Origin of the sequence: Methylobacterium sp. GC_Met_3 (genome assembly GCF_026540775.1) — a bacterium.
In the GTDB taxonomy this organism is placed as follows: domain Bacteria; phylum Pseudomonadota; class Alphaproteobacteria; order Rhizobiales; family Beijerinckiaceae; genus Methylobacterium.
In genome coordinates this window covers 96845-115762 of record NZ_JALNUL010000014.1, presented here as the reverse complement: position 1 = coordinate 115762, position 18918 = coordinate 96845, and the positions used below count along the sequence as shown (strand labels likewise).

Below are 18918 nucleotides of genomic sequence, written 5' to 3'. Positions count from 1 at the left end.
CTCTTAATCAGCGGGTCCTAGGTTCGAACCCTAGTGCGCCCACCATTCCCTCCGCGTGAATATATGATTTCGCCGGTCTGTCAGATTGACAGCCGGGATGGGCTCAGCCCTGCGGCTTGGTGTTTTATCATCTCGGTGGGGTTGGCCCCCGAACCTAGAGGAGCCCACCATCGTCGCTCTGCGGATCGCCACCCTGCTCTGCTGTGCACCGACCCTCGGTGCCTGCGTGGGTCCGTCTGCAACAGCGCCCCACGCCGCCGCTATCGAGCCGCTCGCGATCTCCAACAGCGCCCTGCCGCCGAGCTATGAGCCCGGCCGGCTTCTAAAACCCGGCCTCGGAGCCGGAGGCGGCGTCGATCCCGCAGCGCAGCTCGATAAGTCCGCCCGCGACAGGGCTGCGTGGGCCCCCCTGCGCGCCGGCCCGATTGGCCGATCAGCCATTGTCGATACGCGGAATGGCGGCCGCTCGAGTTCACGCGATGCAACTGGGCTCAACGGCATGGCCAGCATGCCGCCGGCCGGGAATGACGATCGACGTGGTGTGCCGACGCCGATCCGGGGCCGGGATTCGACCATGGATCGCCTCGAACGTGCGGGTCAGCGGACGGCCAAGCCGATCTGCGGCGATTGCTGAGCCCGGCAGAGGTGTCGATAGGCCACCGCATGCCCTCGCGGGGCTGATCGGATGGCGCTGCTCATCACCTGAGGCGAAGCCGACGGGCTGGATTCTCGTCCCTCGATCGTGTGCCGGAGCACGTCAACCCTGAAAGCTTGAGCTTACATCGGAGACACGCCGCGAACACAACCGCGCACCCGATGGAGACAAACAATGACCGTCATCACCCGCCTCACCGTCGCCGCTGCCGCCGCCGCCGCGACCGTTGCAGTCCTGGCCGGCACCTATGCCGAGATGCTCGACCGGGCCCTGCCGCTGCACTTCGTCTGATCACGGCGACCGCAAGCCGCATGACACACGAAACCTGAGGCGCCGCCGTTCCCGCGGCGGCGCGCTCCAACGGTAGAGACGAGCCATGGACGGGATCCTGCACTGGGCAGTCGATCGCACGCTCCACGTCATCGACGCACTCGATGACCTGATCACGGCGGAAGCCGCAGGCTTCGCAGCCGCCACCCCGATGATCATCGCCCAGAACGGCGATGCCCCATCCGAACCAGGCCCGACAGGGCACTGACAACCGACGCAGGGACAGCAACCGCGGAAACAGGCCGGCGGCCGGCTACTGCTTCTGGTTGCTCGGGGCGGATTGATCGGTTTGCGGCTCCAGCTTTTGGGAATCCGGCGTCGTCGGCGCGTTGTTCTGCGCCTGCTTGTCGTCGCAGGCTGCCAGCCCGCAAATCAGAAGCCCGAGGCATGCGACCCGTTTCAACATCAGCATGGATCCTCCCTAGAAGTGCATCGAGAAGGTCGAACCTCCGACCTTCAGCCCCCCTCCGTACCGGTCGCCCAGGTGGCGCGAAGGGCCGGAGCTATGACGGGTGCGGCTCTGGTGGCGTCGGCCTGACCCTTCAGTCACGGTCCGGCCGGCGGCTCCGACAATCCCAAAGGTCACGAATGTTACGGCTGCGGAGCGGCGGGCACCGCGTGGTCCTCGGCTCCGCCCGAGTCACTCGGGCAGAGCGTTCCGCAGGTGCTGGTTCCGTGGGCCTCAGCGGCCCGAGGGACCCGGCTTCGATCCGGAGCCGGCGTCGTTGGCGCCCGTGCTGTTGGTTGTCCCGGAACGGCTCATCGACCCGGTGGATGGCCCGCTGCCGTTCGCGCCCGGGGTCGATCCCGAACCGGCATCGTTGGGGCCGGTGCTGTTGGCCGTGCCGGAGCGGCTCGTTCCGCCAGCGCTCTCGACTGCCAGGGCGGGCGTAGCGGCGACGACGAGGCCGGCGAGAACAAGGGTCGTAAGCTTCATGGCGTGTCTCCCTTTTTGGGCCGGCAGCCGCAGGCAGATCGGCGCCGGTTCTCCGGGGAACCCCGCTTTGGCGTGGCTGTTCCTGGGCCCGCCCGCAGACGTTCGGGACGGGCCGTCCCGGATCGGGGCAACGTCAGCGGCCCGTATAACCCTTTGCGGCTGCGGCTTCCCTGAGCCGCTCGAGCGCCGTGGCGTAACGCTCCCGCAGGAAGGATGCGGAGGGCGGGATTCGGGCGGGGACGAGGTTGTCCTCCGTGTCGGACATCTTCACGAGGATCGCGGCCAGATCGTCCGCCTCGATCAGCGTGGTGATCCGGTCCGAATAGGCGATTCGCGCTGCGGGCTTCGTGAGCAGCGTCACGGTCCGGATGATCGCGGGTGCGAAACCGGCCACGCGCAGGTCCGAGGCGGTGCGCGGGGTATCCTCCAGCACATCGTGAAGCAACGCGGCCTGCATAACCTGCATCGGATCGAGGTCCAATCCATCGACGAGGCGAGCGTGGCCGGCTCGGGCGAGGGCAGCGTTTGCGACGCGCTCCAAGTGCCGCATGCAGGGTTCGCCACCCTTGTCGAGTTGGCCCGCATGCGCGGTGAGAGCGAAGGTGTGAGCATCGAAGATCGTCGACACGGGCCTCCCCGCCAAAGTCGTCCGGCAGCGCGAACCATCTGTCCGCTCCAAGACGGAGACTCACAGCCGCGCTACCGCGTTCCCGCGCCGCGACCCGGTCGCGTCACTTAAGCAGTCGGCTCAATACGGGCCTACCACGTTTCGAGGATGCCGAAAATTTCTGTTTGGTCATAAAGTTATTGGCGGCATCACTATTGCCCAAGTGACCATGCACTGCCATTTCTTGTCTTGAAATCGGACAAGCGGTGGTTCGCAGTCCAGGATTGAGCCAATGGCGTCCGTTGCACTCGAGAAGCCGCTTGATGTCGGTGGTCCGATCAGCCGCCGTGCCGCCGCTCTGGCCAATATAAAATGGTTTCGTGCCCTGGCGTCGCGTGCCCTCCGGGAGGGCGGGCCACAGGCCGAACTCCGCGCGTCCAACGCACGGGCTGCAGCGCGCATCATCCTCCGTCAGGCGCGGCGGGAAGCCCTGGTCTCGCGCTTGGCGCGCGAAGCGCTCGACGGCCACATCTGAGCGGCACGGTTGAGTGGGGCGACCGGCGGTTTCCGTCGCCGCGCCACCTAGCGGTGCCGGACAGTCCCCGCCCAGTCTTCGGGCGGGGACGCATTCAGACGATCAGCGCTTGAACTTGCCGTCGTACTTGAACTCGGGCGCAGCCTTGAGCTGCTCCTTGGTGGCGCCGATGATCGCCTTCCACTTCTTGGCGTCGGCATCGTAGCCGAGGGCGATCGACGACGGCGAGACCGCGACGTAGTGCTCGCCCATCCCGAGGAAGCCGCCGACCGAGACGATGTAGCCGGTGAGCTTGTCGTGATCGATCACGAGGTCCTTGATCTCGCCGACCGTGCTGTTCTGCGCGTCGGTGATGTTGAGACCGATCAGGTTGTAGCTCAGGACCGCGTCCTGCGGGACCGACTCAAACTTCGGGGCGACGGTCTTGGGCGCCTCATTGGCGGCGAGGGCCGGGCCGGCCAAAGCTGCAACGGCGAGGGTGGCGAGGACGAAGCAGCGCATCGGTATCTCCAGAAGCCCAAATGGGTCGCTGGTAAGCCGCAGCGCCCGGTATCGTTCCGGCGCATCCCAGAAATGTTAATCTCGAAAACATGGAACGATCGGCGACCGTCGCCGATGCGCATGCGGCCTCGATAGCTCGGTTTCGCGCGGTGGCTGTGAACCGTACTGCTTGCAGACCAGGACAGATCGACCGCACGACGCGGCATCGTCCCTGGCCGGATGGGTTCGGCGATGGCACCCCGCTGCGAAGGGGCGAGCGGGAGGGACGGGTGACGGGACGGGCGGTTCAAATGACGGCGGCGCAGCACGGCGCTGCGGGCGCATGGATCGATGGCCTCATCGGCGTCTCCATCTTCAGCGCATCGCTGGTGGCGACACGCCTCGCGCTCACCGGCATGGATGCGCTGTTCCTCAGCGCCGCCCGGGCAGCCCTGGCCGGCCTCACCGGCGCGATGGCCCTCGCGGCCTTCCGGGAAAAGCGTCCCCGCGGGCGGGACATCCCCGCACTGATGATCGTGGCGGCCGGCGTGGTGGTGGGCTTCCCCGTGCTCACGGCCCTGGCTCTGCGGACCGTGAGCGCGGCGCACGGCACGGTTTTCGTCGGTCTGCTACCGCTCGCCACGGCCTTGTTCGGGGCCCTTCGCTCCGGTGAGCGGCCGTCTCCCACGTTCTGGCTGCTCTCGATCTGCGGGGCTCTGATCACCGTCGGCTTCGCCGCGCGCGGCCTCGAGAGTCCGCCCGGACTCGGCGATGCCCTGATGTTCGCTGCGGTCCTGGTCTGCGGCCTGGGTTATGCCGAGGGCGGCGTCCTGGCGCGACGACTCGGTGGCTGGCAGGTGATCGCCTGGGCCACGGTGCTGTCGCTGCCGGTGAGCCTGCCGTTGGCGCTGATCCTGAGCCCGAGCGCGTTCGCGTCCATCCCCATGCCGGCCTGGGCGGGGCTCGCCTACGTGTCGCTGTTCAGCATGCTGATCGGCTTCGTGTTCTGGTACCGGGCGCTCGCCCGGGGTGGGATCGCCGCGATCGGACAGCTTCAGCTGCTGCAGCCGTTCCTGGGGCTCGGCGTCGCCGCCCTCGTGTTGGGCGAGCGGATCGAACCTGCGATGATCGGTGCGGCGGCGGCGGTCGCGCTCTGCGTGGCCCTGGCCCGGCGGTTTACATGAGGCACGCCGCCGGAGGCATCAGCCAGACTTGGCCACCACCTCGATGTCGCGGTCGAGCCCGCTCTCGACCTTGAACTCGCGGGTATAGACCTGCCCGTCGTGACGGGCGATCAGCACGTAGTCGCCCTCCGCGAGCGTCACCTGCGGGAAGGCCCCGATGGCTTCCCGAATCGTGTCGCCGCCGGGCGTGAGCACCGAGAACGCGGTGCCGGCGAACGCTTCCGCACCCGGTGCCGCCACGAGCTTCAGGGTCACGGTCGCGGCCCGGTGGTTGAGGGTCGCTTCCGTCACCTTGCCGTTCTCCACGCGGAGGTCGGCGCGCTGGATCGCGTTCGACTCACCGTAGATCGACACCACATGGTAGGTGCCCTCCGGCAGCCGGAGCAACTCGCCGGTCTTGATGCCGCCGCGCACCAGCCGCCCCTCGGAATTGGTCCCGACCGGTACGAAGACCGAGAACGACACTTCGCCGGGGGGAATCTTCTGGTCGCCGACCGCGCCCGAGAGCTTCAGCGCGCCGGCCGCGACGCGCAGCGTCTCGGTGATCGGCTGGCCCGCCATCACGATCCGCTTGGACGCGCTGGCAAAGCCGTACGCCACGGTCGCCGTGTAGGTGCCGGGAGCCAGCACGAAGCGCGGCTCGGCCTCGGTCGAACGGGCGACGATCGAGGGCCGGACACCGTCGTTGGCTTCCTCGTAGATCCGCCACGCGAGCCCCTGGCGCAGCGGAATTCCGGGGCCCGACAGCAGCGCCGACAGGGAAAGGGGGGCGTCCGGCTCGGCGGAGGGGAGGGCGGGCGGCAGATTCGGCGTCGTGATCGACGGCGAGGGCAGGGGACCGCCAAGGCGATTCTGAAGCGGATCCTGCTGGGCGCGGGCGGGCACGAGCGCTGATCCCGTGACGAGAATCGCCAACGCCATCGCGGCCAGCCTCGTGCGCATCGATCGGATCCCTTGCCTCCGCCCGGCGGATGGCCCCCGCCTCTGCATCGGGACCATGGCGACGGCAAGGCCGCACTTCCCGGCGCGACCCGCGCATGCCACATCCCGTCGGCATCGCGAACCTGGGACGACGCGCATGACCGCCACCCTCGAACTCTTGAAGACCCGTCGCTCGGTGCCGCCGCTGCTGCTGGACGAGCCCGGACCCGATCGGGCCCAGCTCGAAACGATCCTGACGGCGGCGTCCCGCGTGCCGGACCACGGCAAGCTCGCACCCTGGCGCTTCATCGTCATCGCAGGGGCAGCGCGGGACCGGGTCGGCGAGACCATCGCGGCGACCTTCGCGGCGGACAATCCGGACGCGACGCCGGAACGCCTCGCGCAGGAGCGCGCCCGCCTGACGCATGCCCCCGTCGCGGTCGCGGTGGTGTCGCGGGCGGGTCCGCACGTGAAGATTCCCGAATGGGAGCAGGTGCTCTCCGTCGGCGCCGCCACCATGAACCTCGTGATCGCCGCGAACGCGGCCGGGTTCGCGACATCCTGGCTGACGGAATGGTTCGCCTACGACCGCCGCGTCCTGGATGCCCTGGGTCTGGCGCCCTCGGAGAAGCTGGCGGGTTTCGTCCATATCGGCCGCGCCCGCGAAGTCCCCTCCGACCGGCCGCGGCCGGCGCTCGACGAGATCGTGACGTATCTCTGAGGGGCCGGTCGGGCAGTCGGCCTGTCCGCTCTCAACCGTCATCGCGCGCGCAGCGAAGCGCGCTCGGGCCCCTCATCGTCGGGCATCGGCTCCGGAATCTGTCTAAGGGGGCGTCTTCCGCCCGCTCCGATGCGTTATGGACCAGTCTACGCCGCTGCCCGGGCCCCGCCGGTCAGCGCTTCGGAGGTCCCCCGTGCATTACGATCTCGACGTTCCCCGCGAGGCGCGCGCGCTTCCGCACAATCCGCTTAAGGCGATCGTGGCGCCGCGTCCGATCGGCTGGATCAGTTCCATGAGCCGCGACGGCAAACTGAACCTCGCGCCCTACTCGTTCTTCAACGCGGTGGCCGACAACATGGTCGCCTTCTCGTCCTCGGGCCGGAAGGACGCGATGACCTTCGCGGAGGAGGGCGCGGAGTTCGTGTGCAGCCTTGCTACCTGGGACCTGCGTGACGGGATGAACGATTCCTCGGCGCCGCTGCCACGCGGCGAGAGCGAGTTCGCCTTCGCCGGGCTCGCCACCGCGCCCTCGCAGAAGGTGCGTCCGCCGCGGGTCGCGGCCTCGCCGGCGGCCCTCGAATGCCGGTGGCTGCAGACCGTACCACTGACCCCGCTCGACGGCACCGAGGCCGAGAACTTTCTCGTCATCGGCCAGGTGGTTTCGATCTACGTCGACGAGGCTTATGTGAAGGACGGGATGGTCGATACCGGGGCGATGCACCCGATCATGCGTGGTGGATACTTCGATTATTTCCAAGTAACGCAGGACACGCGCTTCCAGATGCGCCGGCCGAAGGGCGCGGGCGAGTTCTCACCGTCCTGAAAACGGACCGGGTCTTCGTGATCCGATTGAGAACTTGTTTACCATGGCGAGCGCAGATTCCGGGGGTCTTCAGCCCCCGTGCGCGCCCGGATGTTCCTGTTCACCACGCCATCCAGCCCACCTGACAGCCCGCCGCCCCCGGCACGGGCGATGCCGGGCACGGCCGTCTCCGGACCGGTGGTCCAGGCGATCCGCGATGGCGCGATGGCGAGCGGCGTCGGGTTCGACTACCTGCTCGCGACGGCCCGGCGGGAATCCGCCCTCGATCCCGCCGCCAAGGCCGGGACCTCGTCGGCCACGGGGCTGTTCCAGTTCATCGAGCAGACGTGGCTCGGCGTCATGAAGAATGCCGGGCCGCGGCTCGGGCTTCAGGCCGAGGCCGACGCCATCACCCGGCAGGCGGACGGCAGCTACGCGGTGGCGGATGCCGGGCAGAGGCAGGCCATCCTCGACCTGCGCCGGGATCCGAAAGTCTCGGCGACGCTCGCCGGTGCCCTGACGCAGCAGAACGCCGATGCGCTTTCGGGAGCGCTCGGCCGCGAACCGACCGCGGGTGATCTCTACGTGGCGCATGTGCTCGGCGCCAAGGGCGCGGCCGCGCTGATTGCGACCGCGCGCGCCTTCCCCGCCCGCGCCGCCGCCCTCGACCTACCGGAAGCCGCTTCCGCCAACCGGGCCTTGTTCTACGATCGCACGGGCCGCGCGCGGAGCGCCGCAGAACTGTATGCCAGCCTCGCGGCGGCCGCCCAGGGCGCTGCCGCCCAAGGCACTGCGGCCACCGACCTCACGAGCCTGCGCCAGGGAGAGGCGGCGGTACCGCAGGCAGTCTCGGCCTATGCGAGCGCCGCGACGGCCTTCGGCGGCACCAGCGATCTGCGCAGCCTGTTCCAGACGGATCCGCGCGTGACCGCTTCAGATGCTGCCGCGCGGAACCTGCAGGCGCGCAGCCAGGCGCAGCCGGCTGCCTACGCTGCGCCGACCTACTTCCCGCGGACCGGTTCCGATCCGTTCACGGGGGCGCCGAAGCCGGATCCGGACGTGACCGGTGCGCTCGCCGCGCCCGCTGCGCCGCCGCCCGGCAGCGCACTGGCCAACCCGCCCCTGCCGCCGCGGCGCCCGGCTGAGCTCGCCGCGGCGGGTTCCACGGCCACCGTCAGGAACAGCCTGTTCGCACCCCGGAGGGGTCCATGATCATCCGCGAGTTCCTGACCCGGACGCAGAATGCCTCTGCGTCCCGACGCGCCGAGGCGGCCGCGGTCCTGGCGCGGGCCTATCTCTACGGCGACCTCGCCGCGGACGAGGCCTGGGAAGCCAAGACCGCCCTGCTGACCCTGCTGGACGATCCCTCGCCGGTGGTTCGGCGCGCCCTTGCGGAGACCTGTGCGGCCTCGGCGCGGACGCCGCGTCCGCTGGTGGTCGCGCTCTCCTGCGACGTGCCCGAGGTGGCGCGCTTGATCCTGGCGCGATCGCCGGTCCTGACGGACGCCGACCTCGTGGACGCGGCCGCCCTCGGCGACGAGACGACGCGCGCCGTGATCGCCGCCCGCCATCATCTCTCGCACGCGGTCTCCGGGGCGCTGGCCGAGATCGGCGAACTCGAGACCCTGGTCGCGCTCGTCCGCAACCCGACGGCCAAGATCACCGCGGGCCGGATGCTGCGCATGATCGAGCGCCGGGGTGCGGAGGCCGATCTGCGCGAGGCCCTGCTGGGCCGGGCCGACCTCCCGCCGGAGGTGCGCCACGCGCTCGGCCTCGCGGTGGCGCAGGCGCTCTCCGGCTTCGTGATCGACCGGGGCTGGCTCGGAGGTGAGCGCTGCGAGCGGCTGCGCCGCGAGGTCGGCGAGCGCGTCGCCCTCGAAGTCTGCGAAGACAGCGGCGCCGCCGGCATCGCCCGTTTGGTCACTCATCTGCGATCAAGCCACCAACTGACCGCCGGACTGATCCTGCGCGCCGTGCTGTCCGGGCGGACCGAGTTCGCCCTCGCCGCCCTCGCCGACCTGTCCGGCCAGGACCATGCCGGCGTGGCCCGGGCCATGCGCGATCCGCGGAGCTTCGCCGACCTGCACCGGCGGGCCGGTCTCCCCGACGCGCTGCTGCCGGCGATGCAGGCCGCCCTGTCCGCTTGGCAGGATGTCGCCCGGCACGCGATGCCCGTCCGCGGCACCGGCCTGTCGCAGCGGATCATCGCCTGCGCGATCGATGCCTGCGGCAGCCTGCCAGGTGCCGAGATGCAACCGGTCCTCGTGCTCCTCAATCGCTACGAGGCCGAGGCCGCCCGCGACGAGGCCCGGGAAGCCGCCCGTGCCATCGCGGCGGAGGCCGTCGCGCGGGAAACCACGCGCCGCGAGGCCGAGGCGCTGGACGCGACTTGGCGCGCCGCCCTGGAGGATCAGCGCCGGACCGCCTTCGCCGTGGCGTCCGAGGCCACGCCGATCATCGTTTCCGAAGCCGCGATTGCCAGCGTGGCGATCCCGTCGGCCGCAGAACCCAACAACCCAGTCGGGGCGATCCTGGACGCGCTGCCGGACCAGATCCTCGCGTGGTACCGCACCGAGGCGCCGGTTGCGGATCCGAAAGCCGAGGCGGCAACGGAAGCCGTGTTGAACGGCCTGGAAGACAGCCTGCTCGACCAGTTCCGCGCGAGCCGCATTTCCGTGCCGCCCGCATTCGTAGTGGGTGAGTCCGATAAGGCAGCCCGGATCGCTGCCTAACGGCGGTCTAAAGAGGGCGGCCCTTTTTCAGCCGGCGCTTCTCACTCGGCCGCCCGCCGCGCCTGCGCATCGGCCGCGTCCGCGAGGCCGTAGCGGGCGATGGTGTCCTCAAGGCGCAGCGCTGCGTTGATCAGCGCCATGTGCGAAAACCCCTGCGGCGTGTTCCCGCGCTGCGCGCCGGTCGCCGGATCGATCTCCTCGGCGAACAGCCCGAGATCGTTGCCCCGGGCGATCAGCCGCTCGAAAGCGGCTTTGGCCTCAGCGGTGCGGCCGTCGAGGGCGAGGCAGCCGACGCGCCAGAACGCGCAGGCCGTGAAGGTGCCCTCATCGCCTTCGAGCCCGTCCTCCATGCGATAGCGGTAGATCAGGTCGCCAGCGCCGAGTTCCCGCTCCACTGCGGCCAGGGTCGCACGCGTGCGCGGATCCCGCGGATCGAGGGCTCCGAACAGGACGACACGCAGCACCGCCGCGTCGAGGTGATGCGAATCGTAGGCGCCGACATAGGCCTGCTTCTCCTCGCTCCAGCCCCGGTCCAGATACTCAGCCCGGACCTCGGCGGCGATGCGCTCCCACTCAGCGATCTTCGCCTCCGGGATGCCCTTGATGTTCCGGGCAATCCGGGCCGCGTCGGTCAGCGCCACCCAGATCATCGCCTTGGTGTGGACCTGATGGCGCGGCCCCGTCCGCAACTCCCAGATCCCGCTGTCCGGATCGTGCCGGTGGCGGATCGCCCGCGCCGTCAGGTTGTCAAGCACCTCCGGCAGGCGGTCGTTGACCTTCTCGGGCGGGTCGTAGTCGACCGCTTCGAGGAAGATGCACAGGGCCCGCAGCAATTCGCCGTAGATGTCGTGCTGGTCCTGACCCTCGGCGAGATTGCCGATGACCACGGGCCGCACGCCGCTCCAACCGGCGAGATGACTGAGTTCCTCCTCGGGCGGCATGCCGTCGGCAATGCCGTACATCAGGCGCGTGTCGCGGCCGTAGGAGCCATCCCGCTCACGCAGGAAGCGGAGGAATTCGGAGGCCTCGCGCACGTAGCCAAGCATCACGAAAGCCGTCACCGTGAAGGAGGCATCGCGCATCCAGGTGAAGCGGTAGTCGTAGTTGCGGTTGCCCGGCACGGCCTCGGGCAGACCAGCGGTCGCGGCGGCCAGGATGCCGCCGGAGGGCGAATACGTCAGCAGCTTCAGGCAGAGGGCCGAGCGCATCACGGCCTCCCGATAGGCCCCGCGATAGGTGCTGCGGGCGCACCAGCGATGCCAGTACTCGACGGTGCTCTTCAGGCGGCGCTGCGCGCCTTCGAAGTCGTCGATCGAGGCATCCTGCTGGTCCTCTCCGTGGGTGAGGACCAGATACGCGGTCTCGCCAGCGGCCAGGGTGAACCGGATCTCGGCGCGTCCCTCGACCACCGCGGGCTGCGGATGCGCGTTGACCCGCAGGCGCCAGTCGCCGGCCTCGAACAGCACGGAGGCACCCTCGACGATGGGCGTGCAGGGGCGGCGCGCGTAATCGAAGGTCGGGCAAACCCGGAACAGTCCCGTGACGCTGCCCGTCTCGCAGGTGAGCATGCGGATCAGCCGGCTTTCGCCCTCGCCGTCCGGCCCTTCGTCGGGCTCGGGGCTCGGGGGATTGACCGGCATCACGTCGATCAGGCGCGCGCGCCCAGTTCGTGTCGTAAAAGTCGTCTCAAGGATGTTGGTGTCGGGCAGATAGCGCCGCTCCGTCCCATCGAGGCCGTCGAACGCCACGCTGCAGGCGCCGCCTTTCTCGTCGTCGAGGAGCTTCACGAACAGGGCGGGCGAATCGTGGCGCGGCCAACACAACCAGTCGATCGAGCCATCGCGGGCGATCAGCGCGCAGGAATGGGTGTCGCCGATGAGGGCGTAGTCGCTGATGGGCTTCGACACGAAGATGTCCGGCTGGCGGCTTCACCCGTCAAGCTGGGCGAACGCTGAACCGGGGAGGTAGCCGGGGTCCGCAGCGTTGGGAGTCCGGCTCGACGATTCGCCGCAGGACCGGGGCGCGATCGGGCTCAGGACGTCGGGGCTCATCCGAATATCGGGATCGGATTCTGAAGAGACGTCTCCGAAGCTTTGTCGGAAACGTTTCGGCCAGGCCAGAGAAACACGCGCTTACAAATTGGTTCCGCCACCCATCTTCGAATAATCGCTGGTTCGGGGCATGATGGGCCCATGATGCAGGCTGAACCGCACACAGACTCCGTCGCGATGACGGCACCGGCGACCCCCCATATCCTCGTTGTCGAGGACGATCGGGAGATTTCCAGCCTGATCGCACGCTACCTGCGCGGGAACGATTGCCGGGTCACGCTTGCCGGTGACGGGACCGACATGGACCGGGCGCTCGCGGAGTCACGCATTGATCTGATCGTGCTGGACCTGATGTTGCCGGGCGAGGACGGCTTGAGCCTGTGCCGCCGCTTGCGCGAATCCTCGCAGATCCCGATCCTGATCCTGACCGCGAAGTCGGAGGATGTGGACCGGATTCTCGGCCTGGAACTCGGCGCCGACGATTATCTCGCCAAGCCGTTCAATCCGCGCGAACTCCTCGCCCGCGTCCGCGCGATCCTGCGCCGGGTCGCCGCCGAGGCGCCCGATACGGACGATCGCCGACGTCTGCATTTCTCGGGCTGGACGCTCGACGTCTCCCTGCGGCAGGTGCTCTCGCCCGAGGGCGCCCGCATCGCGATCACGGGTGCGGAGTTCGACCTGCTGCTCGCCCTGTGCCTGCGGCCCGGACGGGTCCTGTCGCGTGACCAGCTGCTCGATCTGACGCAAGGGCGCGCCGCCGGCCCGTTCGAGCGCAGCATCGACGTGTTGATCTCGCGCATCCGCCAGAAAATCGAACGCGATACCCGTAACCCAGAATTCATCCGGACGATCCGTTCCGGGGGCTACCTGTTCACGCCGGAGGTCACGCGCTCATGAGCGTGCTGCGGCGGCTGCGCGCCCGACTGCGGCCGACGACCATCGCGGGCCAGATCGCGCTCCTCGTGGTGGCGGGAATCGCGGTGGCCCATATGGTTGCCACCACCGCGTTCCTGCTGCTGCACGAACCGCAGAACCCCGACGCGTTGCCCGGTGTCGCGGCAAGCCGCCTCGGCATGCTGTCGCGGCTGCTCGATTCCGTCGATCCGTCGGCCCGGCCGGCGCTCTTGGCCAGCGGGCGCAGCCTGCCGCTGATCCAGGTCGAAGCCTGGGACGGCAAGGCTCCGCCCGGAGCCGAGCCAGTCCGGGATCTTCCCGTCATCCGCCGGCTTCGGAACGGCGCCGGGCGCCCGGTGACGATCATCGACCTATCCGCCGACGATTCGGAGCAGGAGCGCTCCGCCAAACGCCTCCATATCGGAATCGTGACGGCCAATGGCGCGACACTTCAGGCGACGCTACCGAACGATCCGCTCCGCCCCCCCAGGCAGGGCGCCCTGATCTTCACCGTGGTGTTCCTCGCGCTGACGCTGGCGCTGCTCTGCGTCTGGGCGACCCGCGCGCTGACCGCACCGCTGAAGCGGCTCGCGGGCGCCGCGGAGGCGTTCGGAGCCCGGGACGACCACGTCGCCCTTCCGGAAGCGGGGCCACGCGAAGTGCTCGCGGTCTCGCGGGCGCTCGACCGGATGCGATCGCGCGTACGCCGCCTGATCGACGACCGCACGCAGATGCTTGCCGCGATCAGCCATGACCTGCGCACGCCGATCACCCGCCTGCGCCTGCGCGCGGAATTCATCGAAGACGACAACGCCCGGGCCGCCACCCTGCGCGATCTCGACCAGATGAACGGGCTCGTGGAGGCCGCCCTGTCCTTCGTGCGCGACGGTCAGGTCCGCGACGCGAGCAGTTTCACCCTCGTCGATCTCGCATCCGTGGTGCAGACGGTGTGCGACGACTTCTCGGATATCGGCGCGCCCGTGAGCGTCGGTCGCAGCCGCCACGTCCTCGTGCGCGGCCGACCCGAGGAATTACAGCGGGCGGTGACGAATCTCGTCGACAATGCCGTGAAATACGGCAGCCGGGCGGAGGTCCACATGGAGGCTTCGGAACATGGGGTCCGGGTCTGCGTGCGCGATGCCGGTCCCGGCATCCCGGAGGCGGAGCGCGAGGCGATGCTGCAGCCCTTCGTCCGCGGCGACCGGGCCCGCAATCTCAACGAGGCGCGCGGCTTTGGCCTTGGCCTGTCGATCGTGCAGGCCATCGTGGAGGCGCATGACGGCCGGCTGATCCTCGAAAACGGTCGCGCGGGCGGTCTCGCGGCCACGATCGAACTGCCGCTCGCGGCACAGGTTTTCGCCGGGCAGGCGGAGCGGAAGCCGGCGCCAGTCCCGGCCGAGGCGGCGTAGAGGTTTGCTGCTACGCCGGCTGCGCCGAATGCGGCGCGGGTCGCCGCCCCCGTGGAAGCGAACTCTGCGTGCGCAGGAAGCGAAGCGAGCGATCAGATCCGTCCGCGTGTGGCGCGGTGCCGGCGTGCTCGATCCTAAGAGTTTTTATCGCTCCCTCTAGCACCCTTCAGCACGGGCTTACCGGTGTCACATTTTGGGTCAGGCGGCACAGGTTCAGGGTCGAGCGCAGGCCCCCTCTCCGCACGGGAGAGGGGGCCTGTCGCGCATTTAACGGACCGCGATTCCGATTGCTTTCAGGCTGCCCGGATGTGGCCCAGGAACTGGGTGACCTGGGCACGCAGTTGCTCCGCCCGCGCCGCCAGCGTGTCCGACGCCCGTGCCACCGATGCGGCAGCGTGGCCGGCACCGTCGGCAACCCGGGCGACCTCGGCGATGTCGGTCGTCATCATGCCGGTTCCAGCCGAGGCCTGACTCATGCTGCGGACGATATCCTGGGTGGTGACGCCCTGCTGGTCCACGGCGGCGGCGATGCCGGTCGACACTTCGTTCATGGCCTCGATCTGCGATGCGACCCCGCGGATGGCCGAGACGGCATCTCCGGTGACGGTCTGGATCGCGGCGACCTGCCGGCCGATCTCGTCGGTGGCGCGGCTGGTTTGGGTGGCGAGTTCCTTGACCTCGGCGGCAACCACCGCGAAGCCGCGTCCCGCTTCACCGGCCCGGGCCGCCTCGATCGTGGCGTTGAGCGCCAGCAGATTGGTCTGACCGGCGATGGTCGAGACGATCCCGACGACATCGCCGATCCGTGTTGCCGCCGTGGCGAGATCGGTCATGGTCTGCTCGGCGCGCCGGGCCTCGCCGACGGCCGCGGCCGACAGGCCGGTCGCCTGCTCGACCTGACGGCCGATCTCCCGCACCGTGGCCCCGAGTTCCTCGGCCGCGGCCGCGACGGAATCCACATTGTCGGACGTCTGCCGCGCCGCAGCGGCGACGCTGGTCGAACGTTCGGAGGTGCCGGCAACCGCCACGCGCATGGCACCGGATGCATCCTGAAGCGCCGACACGGCCTCGGTCAGGTCACCGGCGATCCCGCCGACCGACTGTTCGAACCCGTCGGCAAGGTCCTGCAGCATGGCCCGCCGGTTCTGCTCCTCCCGCAGGCGCCCGGCCTCGCGGGTCTGCAATTGCTGTGCGGCATCCTCCAACGACATCTCGTGGATCGTCACGACAGCGCGGGCGATGTCGCCGATCTCGTCCCGCCGCTTGCTACCGGGCACATCGTCGAGCGCCTGACGGTCGGCGAGCGCCTTCAGCGCACGGGTCAGGGCACCGAGCGGCGCCACGATCGAACGGGCCAGCAGGAGCCCCAGTACGGCCGTCGCCGCTAGGATGCAGAGGCCGATCACGACCAGGGTGAACGAGAGGGCGCGAACCGCCGCGGTCGCTTCGGCCTCCGCCTGCTCCGCCACCACCGTCCAGGGGGCGCCCAGCACGGTGAGCGACGAAGCCGCCGCAAGATGAGATCCATCCGCGGCCGTATAAGCGAGGGTGCCGCCGGCCTTCACGCGATCGGCGGCGAGGCCGAGCTGCGCGAGGCTGCCGCCGGCCTTCAGCGCTGGGTTCAGCGGCGGATTGCTGCGCAGGAGGCCATCGGCGCCGGCCGCGAAGATCTGCCCCGTCTCGCCGAGCCCGTCGCGCTTGGCGAGCGTCTGGTCGAACAGAACCGGGGTAACACGCATGACGATGGCGCCGATCGGCTCCGCCGCCTGTGCGGTCCCCATGGCGACATTGGCGCGCTTGGTCATGGTGCGCCCGATGAAAGCGGCCGGAACACCGTCCACCGGGTAGGCGCCGAAATCCTCGAACAGGACCGTGCCCGGTTCGGCCGCCTTGAGCCGCGCGACGAGGCGCGCGAGGCCGGTTCCGGCCAGATCGGGATCCGCGATCGACTTGGCGAAATCGCCACCCTTCGTGGCCGTGTAGACGACCCGGCCGCCCTCATCGACGAAGATCAGATCCGCGTAACCCGGCTGAGCAACGAGCTTGCGCGCCACCTCCTGCACCTTGACGTGCCGACGTGCGTACATCGCGGGCATGCCGCTGCCGTCGAGCGCGACCCGTGCGTCGACCGTCTGCGGCGCCCGGAACGCCTCGACGAGCGCGGCGGTGTCCGGCTTCGCGAGATCGAGGGTTTCGATCAGGTCCGGGAAGTTGGACACGATCTGGGGATGGGCCGCGACAGCCAGCAGGTCCGCCTGCATCCGATCCGCCAGGAGTTCGATGCCGTCCCGGCGAGCTGCCGCCGCGAGTTGCAGACGCTCTTGGGCTGCACCAATCAGTCCTGACCGTGCCGTATACCAGCTGAAGCCCCCCATGACGGTCGCGCTGAGCAATGCCAAGCCGATGATCATCGCGGGAAGACGGACGCTGAGCCGAGATAACCACGTCATGTTCGTTAAAGATCTCATTTGGACACGATTCCCCCCGATATCGCATCAAATTTCTAATTTTCCGTGACGGAGATAACTCTTCGTGGTTTTCCGGCGGCATTACAGTTCCACAGCGGCGGGCCAGTACGGCGAAGGATAGTGCCGATCACATTTTTACTCGTGTGGAACACAAGGTCACCGATGAAATATTGAATGTGCCGCTTCGCGCGGCCCTAATACTGTTCTCGAACGCAGGCACACCCCGTTTTGGACCAGCCCCATGTCCGACCGCTTCGCCGTCGCACCCGCGATGCGTCATCGAAGAGCGGCCCGACGCCTGCTAGAGCGAAGGGGTGCAGAGACCTGAAGGAGATGGGATGACGAGCGAGGCCAGCTCCGGCGGGGACCGCATTGCGCTGATCGGCGCGCCGATCGAGGTTGGGACCAGCGAGGCTGGCGCACTGATGGGACCGGCGGCTCTACGCACTGCCGGCCTCGTCCGCGCCCTGTCCGATCTCGGCTGTTCGGTCACCGATCACGGCGATATCGCCCCCGACGGGCCGGCGGGAGGGCGTGGGCTCGCCGCCGTGGCCGCCTGGACGCGTGCCCTGTCGCGTGCGGTCGAGGACGCGCTCGATCAGGGCGCGGTGCCCCTGACAGCCGGTGGCGACCACAGCCTCTCCCTCGGATCGATCGACGGCGTCATGCGCCACTGCGCCCGAAGGGGCCGCCCGCTCTTCGTGCTTTGGCTCGATGCCCATGCCGACTTCAACACGCCGGAGACCTCACCCTCCGGCAACGTCCACGGTATGCCGCTCGCGGCTTTATGCGGCGAGGCGGGCTTCCCGCTCCTGTTCACCGAACCGGCCCCGCCCGCGCTCAGCCCCAGCAACGTCCACCTGTTCGGCCTGCGGTCCATCGATGCCGGCGAGCGAGCCCTGGTCACGGCCCGGCGCGTTGGGGTCACCGACATGCGCACGATCGACGAGTTCGGCGTCGTCGCGCCCTTGCGAAAAATCCTCGCGCAGGTCGCAGAACAGGGCGCGCACCTCCACGTCAGCTTCGATATCGATTTCCTCGATCCCGCCATCGCCCCAGGGGTCGGCACGACGGTTCCGGGTGGCGCTACGTTCCGCGAAGCCCACCTGATCATGGAGATGCTGCACGATTCCGGCCTCGTGCGCTCACTGGACATCGTGGAGCTCAACCCGTTCCTCGACGAGCGCGGCCGCAGCGCCAAGGTGCTGGTCGAGTTGGCGGCGAGCCTGTTCGGGCGCCGCATCCTCGATCGCCCGACCGTGCCGATAGAGGCGGTGCCGAGCGACCCGGCTGAGCGGACGTGATGCATAGTCCTCTCCTGGATGCGGGCCGGGCTGTCGGGACGGCGCCGGCACGCCAGCGCTCGAACGGCCGCGTCCACCTCCGGGCCGGACCGGCAAGCGCGGGTGGGGCGACGCGAATCCTCGACCTGTCGGAGGCGGGCCCCTCGCGCCTGCGATTCCCGCGGGGGGAAGGGGCCCTGGAAGCCGTGCTCGTGAACACGGCCGGGGGTGTGGCGTGCGGCGATACCTTCTCGATCGGGCTCGACCTCGAACCAGAGGCCGATCTCGTGCTCACCACGACGGCGGCCGAGAAAATCTACCGCTCGGACGGGCCGGTGAGCCATATCGAGAACCGCTTGGGCCTGGGGGCAGGGGCTCGGCTGGCTTGGCTGCCGCAAGAGACGATCCTGTTCGATCAGGCCAGGATCCGTCGGTCTTTCGAGGCTGATCTCGACCTCGGAGCGTCCCTGCTCGCCGTGGAGATCGTCGTCTTCGGTCGCGCCGCCCGGAATGAGCGGATCACCGCCGGTCTGTTCCACGATTCGTGGCGCGTGCGCCGGGCCGGCCGGCTCGTCTACGCCGACAACCTCCTGCTCGAGGGCCCGATCAGCGATCTCCTGGCCCGCCCGGCGATCGGCGGCGGCGCTTGCGCCTGCGCGACGCTGCTCGACGTCTCCGACGGGTCCGAAGCACGCCTCGATGAGGCGCGTGCGATCTTGGCAGACAGCGATCAATCCGGGATCGAGGCGGCGGCGAGCGCCTGGAACGGGCATCTCGTGGTACGCGCCCTCGCGCACCGCGTCGGTCCCCTGCGGACCCTGACGGCCCGCTTTCTCACCTTCTATCGCGGCCTACCGATGCCGCGGGTTTGGCAGAGTTGAAACGATCCTGCGATTCGATCGAGTCGAA

Annotated in this window: 18 protein-coding genes; 11 read left to right on the top strand and 7 right to left on the bottom strand. The window is 69.1% G+C overall.

Annotated elements, in window-relative coordinates; all coding sequences use genetic code 11:
• The first annotated feature begins 1031 nt into the window (after positions 1-1031).
• Positions 1032-1193 carry a hypothetical protein gene (locus OXS27_RS17885; RefSeq protein ID WP_267357977.1) on the top strand — a complete coding sequence of 54 codons (162 nt, stop codon included), beginning with the start codon at positions 1032-1034 and terminating at the stop codon, positions 1191-1193.
• Positions 1194-1238: 45 nt separating this feature from the next.
• On the opposite strand, the gene OXS27_RS17880 is transcribed toward OXS27_RS17885, so the two are convergent.
• The 3 genes from OXS27_RS17880 to OXS27_RS17870 form a co-directional block, all read right to left on the bottom strand.
• The gene (locus tag OXS27_RS17880) at positions 1239-1397 is read right to left on the bottom strand and encodes a hypothetical protein (protein WP_267357975.1); all 159 of its coding nucleotides are present in this window, start codon (positions 1395-1397) and stop codon (positions 1239-1241) included.
• Positions 1398-1667: 270 nt separating this feature from the next.
• Complete coding sequence (locus OXS27_RS17875; protein ID WP_267357973.1) at positions 1668-1922, bottom strand: hypothetical protein; 255 nt, start codon at positions 1920-1922, stop codon at positions 1668-1670.
• 133 nt (positions 1923-2055) lie between these two features.
• Entirely contained in the window at positions 2056-2550 is a 495-nt protein-coding gene (locus OXS27_RS17870) for a phosphohydrolase (RefSeq protein ID WP_267357970.1), read from the bottom strand.
• A gap of 271 nt (positions 2551-2821) precedes the next feature.
• Between OXS27_RS17870 and OXS27_RS17865 the strand changes: the two genes are divergently transcribed.
• Positions 2822-3064 carry a hypothetical protein gene (locus tag OXS27_RS17865; RefSeq protein WP_243920884.1) on the top strand — a complete coding sequence of 81 codons (243 nt, stop codon included), beginning with the start codon at positions 2822-2824 and terminating at the stop codon, positions 3062-3064.
• 102 nt (positions 3065-3166) lie between these two features.
• Here OXS27_RS17865 and OXS27_RS17860 read toward each other — a convergent pair whose 3' ends face one another.
• Positions 3167-3565, bottom strand: a complete 399-nt coding sequence (locus OXS27_RS17860; protein ID WP_267357968.1) for a PRC-barrel domain-containing protein — start codon at positions 3563-3565, stop codon at positions 3167-3169.
• A gap of 290 nt (positions 3566-3855) precedes the next feature.
• On the opposite strand from OXS27_RS17860, the gene OXS27_RS17855 reads away from it, so the two are divergent.
• A complete protein-coding gene (locus tag OXS27_RS17855; protein WP_267357966.1) occupies positions 3856-4728 on the top strand; it encodes a DMT family transporter in 873 nt (290 codons plus the stop codon).
• An 18-nt stretch (positions 4729-4746) separates the two neighbouring features.
• Here the strand turns inward: OXS27_RS17855 and OXS27_RS17850 are convergent, their stop codons facing one another.
• Positions 4747-5670: a hypothetical protein gene (locus OXS27_RS17850; RefSeq protein WP_267357964.1), complete on the bottom strand. Its 924-nt coding sequence runs from the start codon at positions 5668-5670 to the stop codon at positions 4747-4749.
• A gap of 136 nt (positions 5671-5806) precedes the next feature.
• On the opposite strand from OXS27_RS17850, the gene OXS27_RS17845 reads away from it, so the two are divergent.
• The 4 genes from OXS27_RS17845 (at position 5807) to OXS27_RS17830 (ending at position 9904) form a co-directional block, all read left to right on the top strand.
• Positions 5807-6370, top strand: coding sequence for a nitroreductase (locus OXS27_RS17845; protein ID WP_243920877.1), 564 nt, complete (start codon positions 5807-5809; stop codon positions 6368-6370).
• 193 nt (positions 6371-6563) lie between these two features.
• Entirely contained in the window at positions 6564-7193 is a 630-nt protein-coding gene (locus tag OXS27_RS17840; protein WP_243920875.1) for a flavin reductase family protein, read from the top strand.
• A 90-nt stretch (positions 7194-7283) separates the two neighbouring features.
• On the top strand, positions 7284-8384 hold the full coding sequence (locus tag OXS27_RS17835) for a lytic transglycosylase domain-containing protein (protein ID WP_243921342.1): 1101 nt from the start codon (positions 7284-7286) through the stop codon (positions 8382-8384).
• Complete coding sequence (locus tag OXS27_RS17830; RefSeq protein ID WP_243920873.1) at positions 8381-9904, top strand: DUF2336 domain-containing protein; 1524 nt, start codon at positions 8381-8383, stop codon at positions 9902-9904. The genes OXS27_RS17835 and OXS27_RS17830 overlap by 4 nt, the downstream gene beginning before the upstream one ends.
• Before the next feature lie 41 nt (positions 9905-9945).
• Here the strand turns inward: OXS27_RS17830 and OXS27_RS17825 are convergent, their stop codons facing one another.
• Positions 9946-11811, bottom strand: a complete 1866-nt coding sequence (locus OXS27_RS17825; protein ID WP_243920871.1) for a glycoside hydrolase family 15 protein — start codon at positions 11809-11811, stop codon at positions 9946-9948.
• Between the two features lie 285 nt (positions 11812-12096).
• Between OXS27_RS17825 and OXS27_RS17820 the strand changes: the two genes are divergently transcribed.
• The gene (locus OXS27_RS17820; protein WP_243920869.1) at positions 12097-12852 is read left to right on the top strand and encodes a response regulator; all 756 of its coding nucleotides are present in this window, start codon (positions 12097-12099) and stop codon (positions 12850-12852) included.
• The gene (locus tag OXS27_RS17815; RefSeq protein WP_267357960.1) at positions 12849-14258 is read left to right on the top strand and encodes an ATP-binding protein; all 1410 of its coding nucleotides are present in this window, start codon (positions 12849-12851) and stop codon (positions 14256-14258) included. Before OXS27_RS17820 ends, OXS27_RS17815 begins: the two co-directional genes overlap by 4 nt.
• Before the next feature lie 293 nt (positions 14259-14551).
• On the opposite strand, the gene OXS27_RS17810 is transcribed toward OXS27_RS17815, so the two are convergent.
• Positions 14552-16708, bottom strand: coding sequence for a methyl-accepting chemotaxis protein (locus OXS27_RS17810; protein ID WP_267357958.1), 2157 nt, complete (start codon positions 16706-16708; stop codon positions 14552-14554).
• 356 nt (positions 16709-17064) lie between these two features.
• On the opposite strand from OXS27_RS17810, the gene rocF reads away from it, so the two are divergent.
• Both rocF and OXS27_RS17800 read left to right on the top strand, forming a co-directional pair.
• On the top strand, positions 17065-18030 hold the full coding sequence (gene rocF / locus OXS27_RS17805) for an arginase (protein ID WP_243920862.1): 966 nt from the start codon (positions 17065-17067) through the stop codon (positions 18028-18030).
• Complete coding sequence (locus OXS27_RS17800) at positions 18030-18890, top strand: urease accessory protein UreD (protein WP_267357956.1); 861 nt, start codon at positions 18030-18032, stop codon at positions 18888-18890. Before rocF ends, OXS27_RS17800 begins: the two co-directional genes overlap by 1 nt.
• Positions 18891-18918: the final 28 nt, after the last annotated feature.

Excerpts from the sequence above, each read along its gene's own strand:
- OXS27_RS17860 (WP_267357968.1), bottom strand. The coding sequence starts at position 3,565 with ATGCGCTGCTTCGTCCTCGCCACCCTCGCCGTTGCAGCTTTGGCCGGC.
- rocF (WP_243920862.1), top strand. The coding sequence starts at position 17,065 with ATGACGAGCGAGGCCAGCTCCGGCGGGGACCGCATTGCGCTGATCGGC.
- OXS27_RS17855 (WP_267357966.1), top strand. The coding sequence starts at position 3,856 with ATGACGGCGGCGCAGCACGGCGCTGCGGGCGCATGGATCGATGGCCTC.
- OXS27_RS17820 (WP_243920869.1), top strand. The coding sequence starts at position 12,097 with ATGATGCAGGCTGAACCGCACACAGACTCCGTCGCGATGACGGCACCG.
- OXS27_RS17845 (WP_243920877.1), top strand. The coding sequence starts at position 5,807 with ATGACCGCCACCCTCGAACTCTTGAAGACCCGTCGCTCGGTGCCGCCG.
- OXS27_RS17885 (WP_267357977.1), top strand. The coding sequence starts at position 1,032 with ATGGACGGGATCCTGCACTGGGCAGTCGATCGCACGCTCCACGTCATC.
- OXS27_RS17800 (WP_267357956.1), top strand. The coding sequence starts at position 18,030 with ATGCATAGTCCTCTCCTGGATGCGGGCCGGGCTGTCGGGACGGCGCCG.
- OXS27_RS17815 (WP_267357960.1), top strand. The coding sequence starts at position 12,849 with ATGAGCGTGCTGCGGCGGCTGCGCGCCCGACTGCGGCCGACGACCATC.
- OXS27_RS17810 (WP_267357958.1), bottom strand. The coding sequence starts at position 16,708 with ATGACGTGGTTATCTCGGCTCAGCGTCCGTCTTCCCGCGATGATCATC.
- OXS27_RS17880 (WP_267357975.1), bottom strand. The coding sequence starts at position 1,397 with ATGCTGATGTTGAAACGGGTCGCATGCCTCGGGCTTCTGATTTGCGGG.
- OXS27_RS17830 (WP_243920873.1), top strand. The coding sequence starts at position 8,381 with ATGATCATCCGCGAGTTCCTGACCCGGACGCAGAATGCCTCTGCGTCC.
- OXS27_RS17875 (WP_267357973.1), bottom strand. The coding sequence starts at position 1,922 with ATGAAGCTTACGACCCTTGTTCTCGCCGGCCTCGTCGTCGCCGCTACG.
- OXS27_RS17865 (WP_243920884.1), top strand. The coding sequence starts at position 2,822 with ATGGCGTCCGTTGCACTCGAGAAGCCGCTTGATGTCGGTGGTCCGATC.
- OXS27_RS17850 (WP_267357964.1), bottom strand. The coding sequence starts at position 5,670 with ATGCGCACGAGGCTGGCCGCGATGGCGTTGGCGATTCTCGTCACGGGA.
- OXS27_RS17835 (WP_243921342.1), top strand. The coding sequence starts at position 7,284 with ATGTTCCTGTTCACCACGCCATCCAGCCCACCTGACAGCCCGCCGCCC.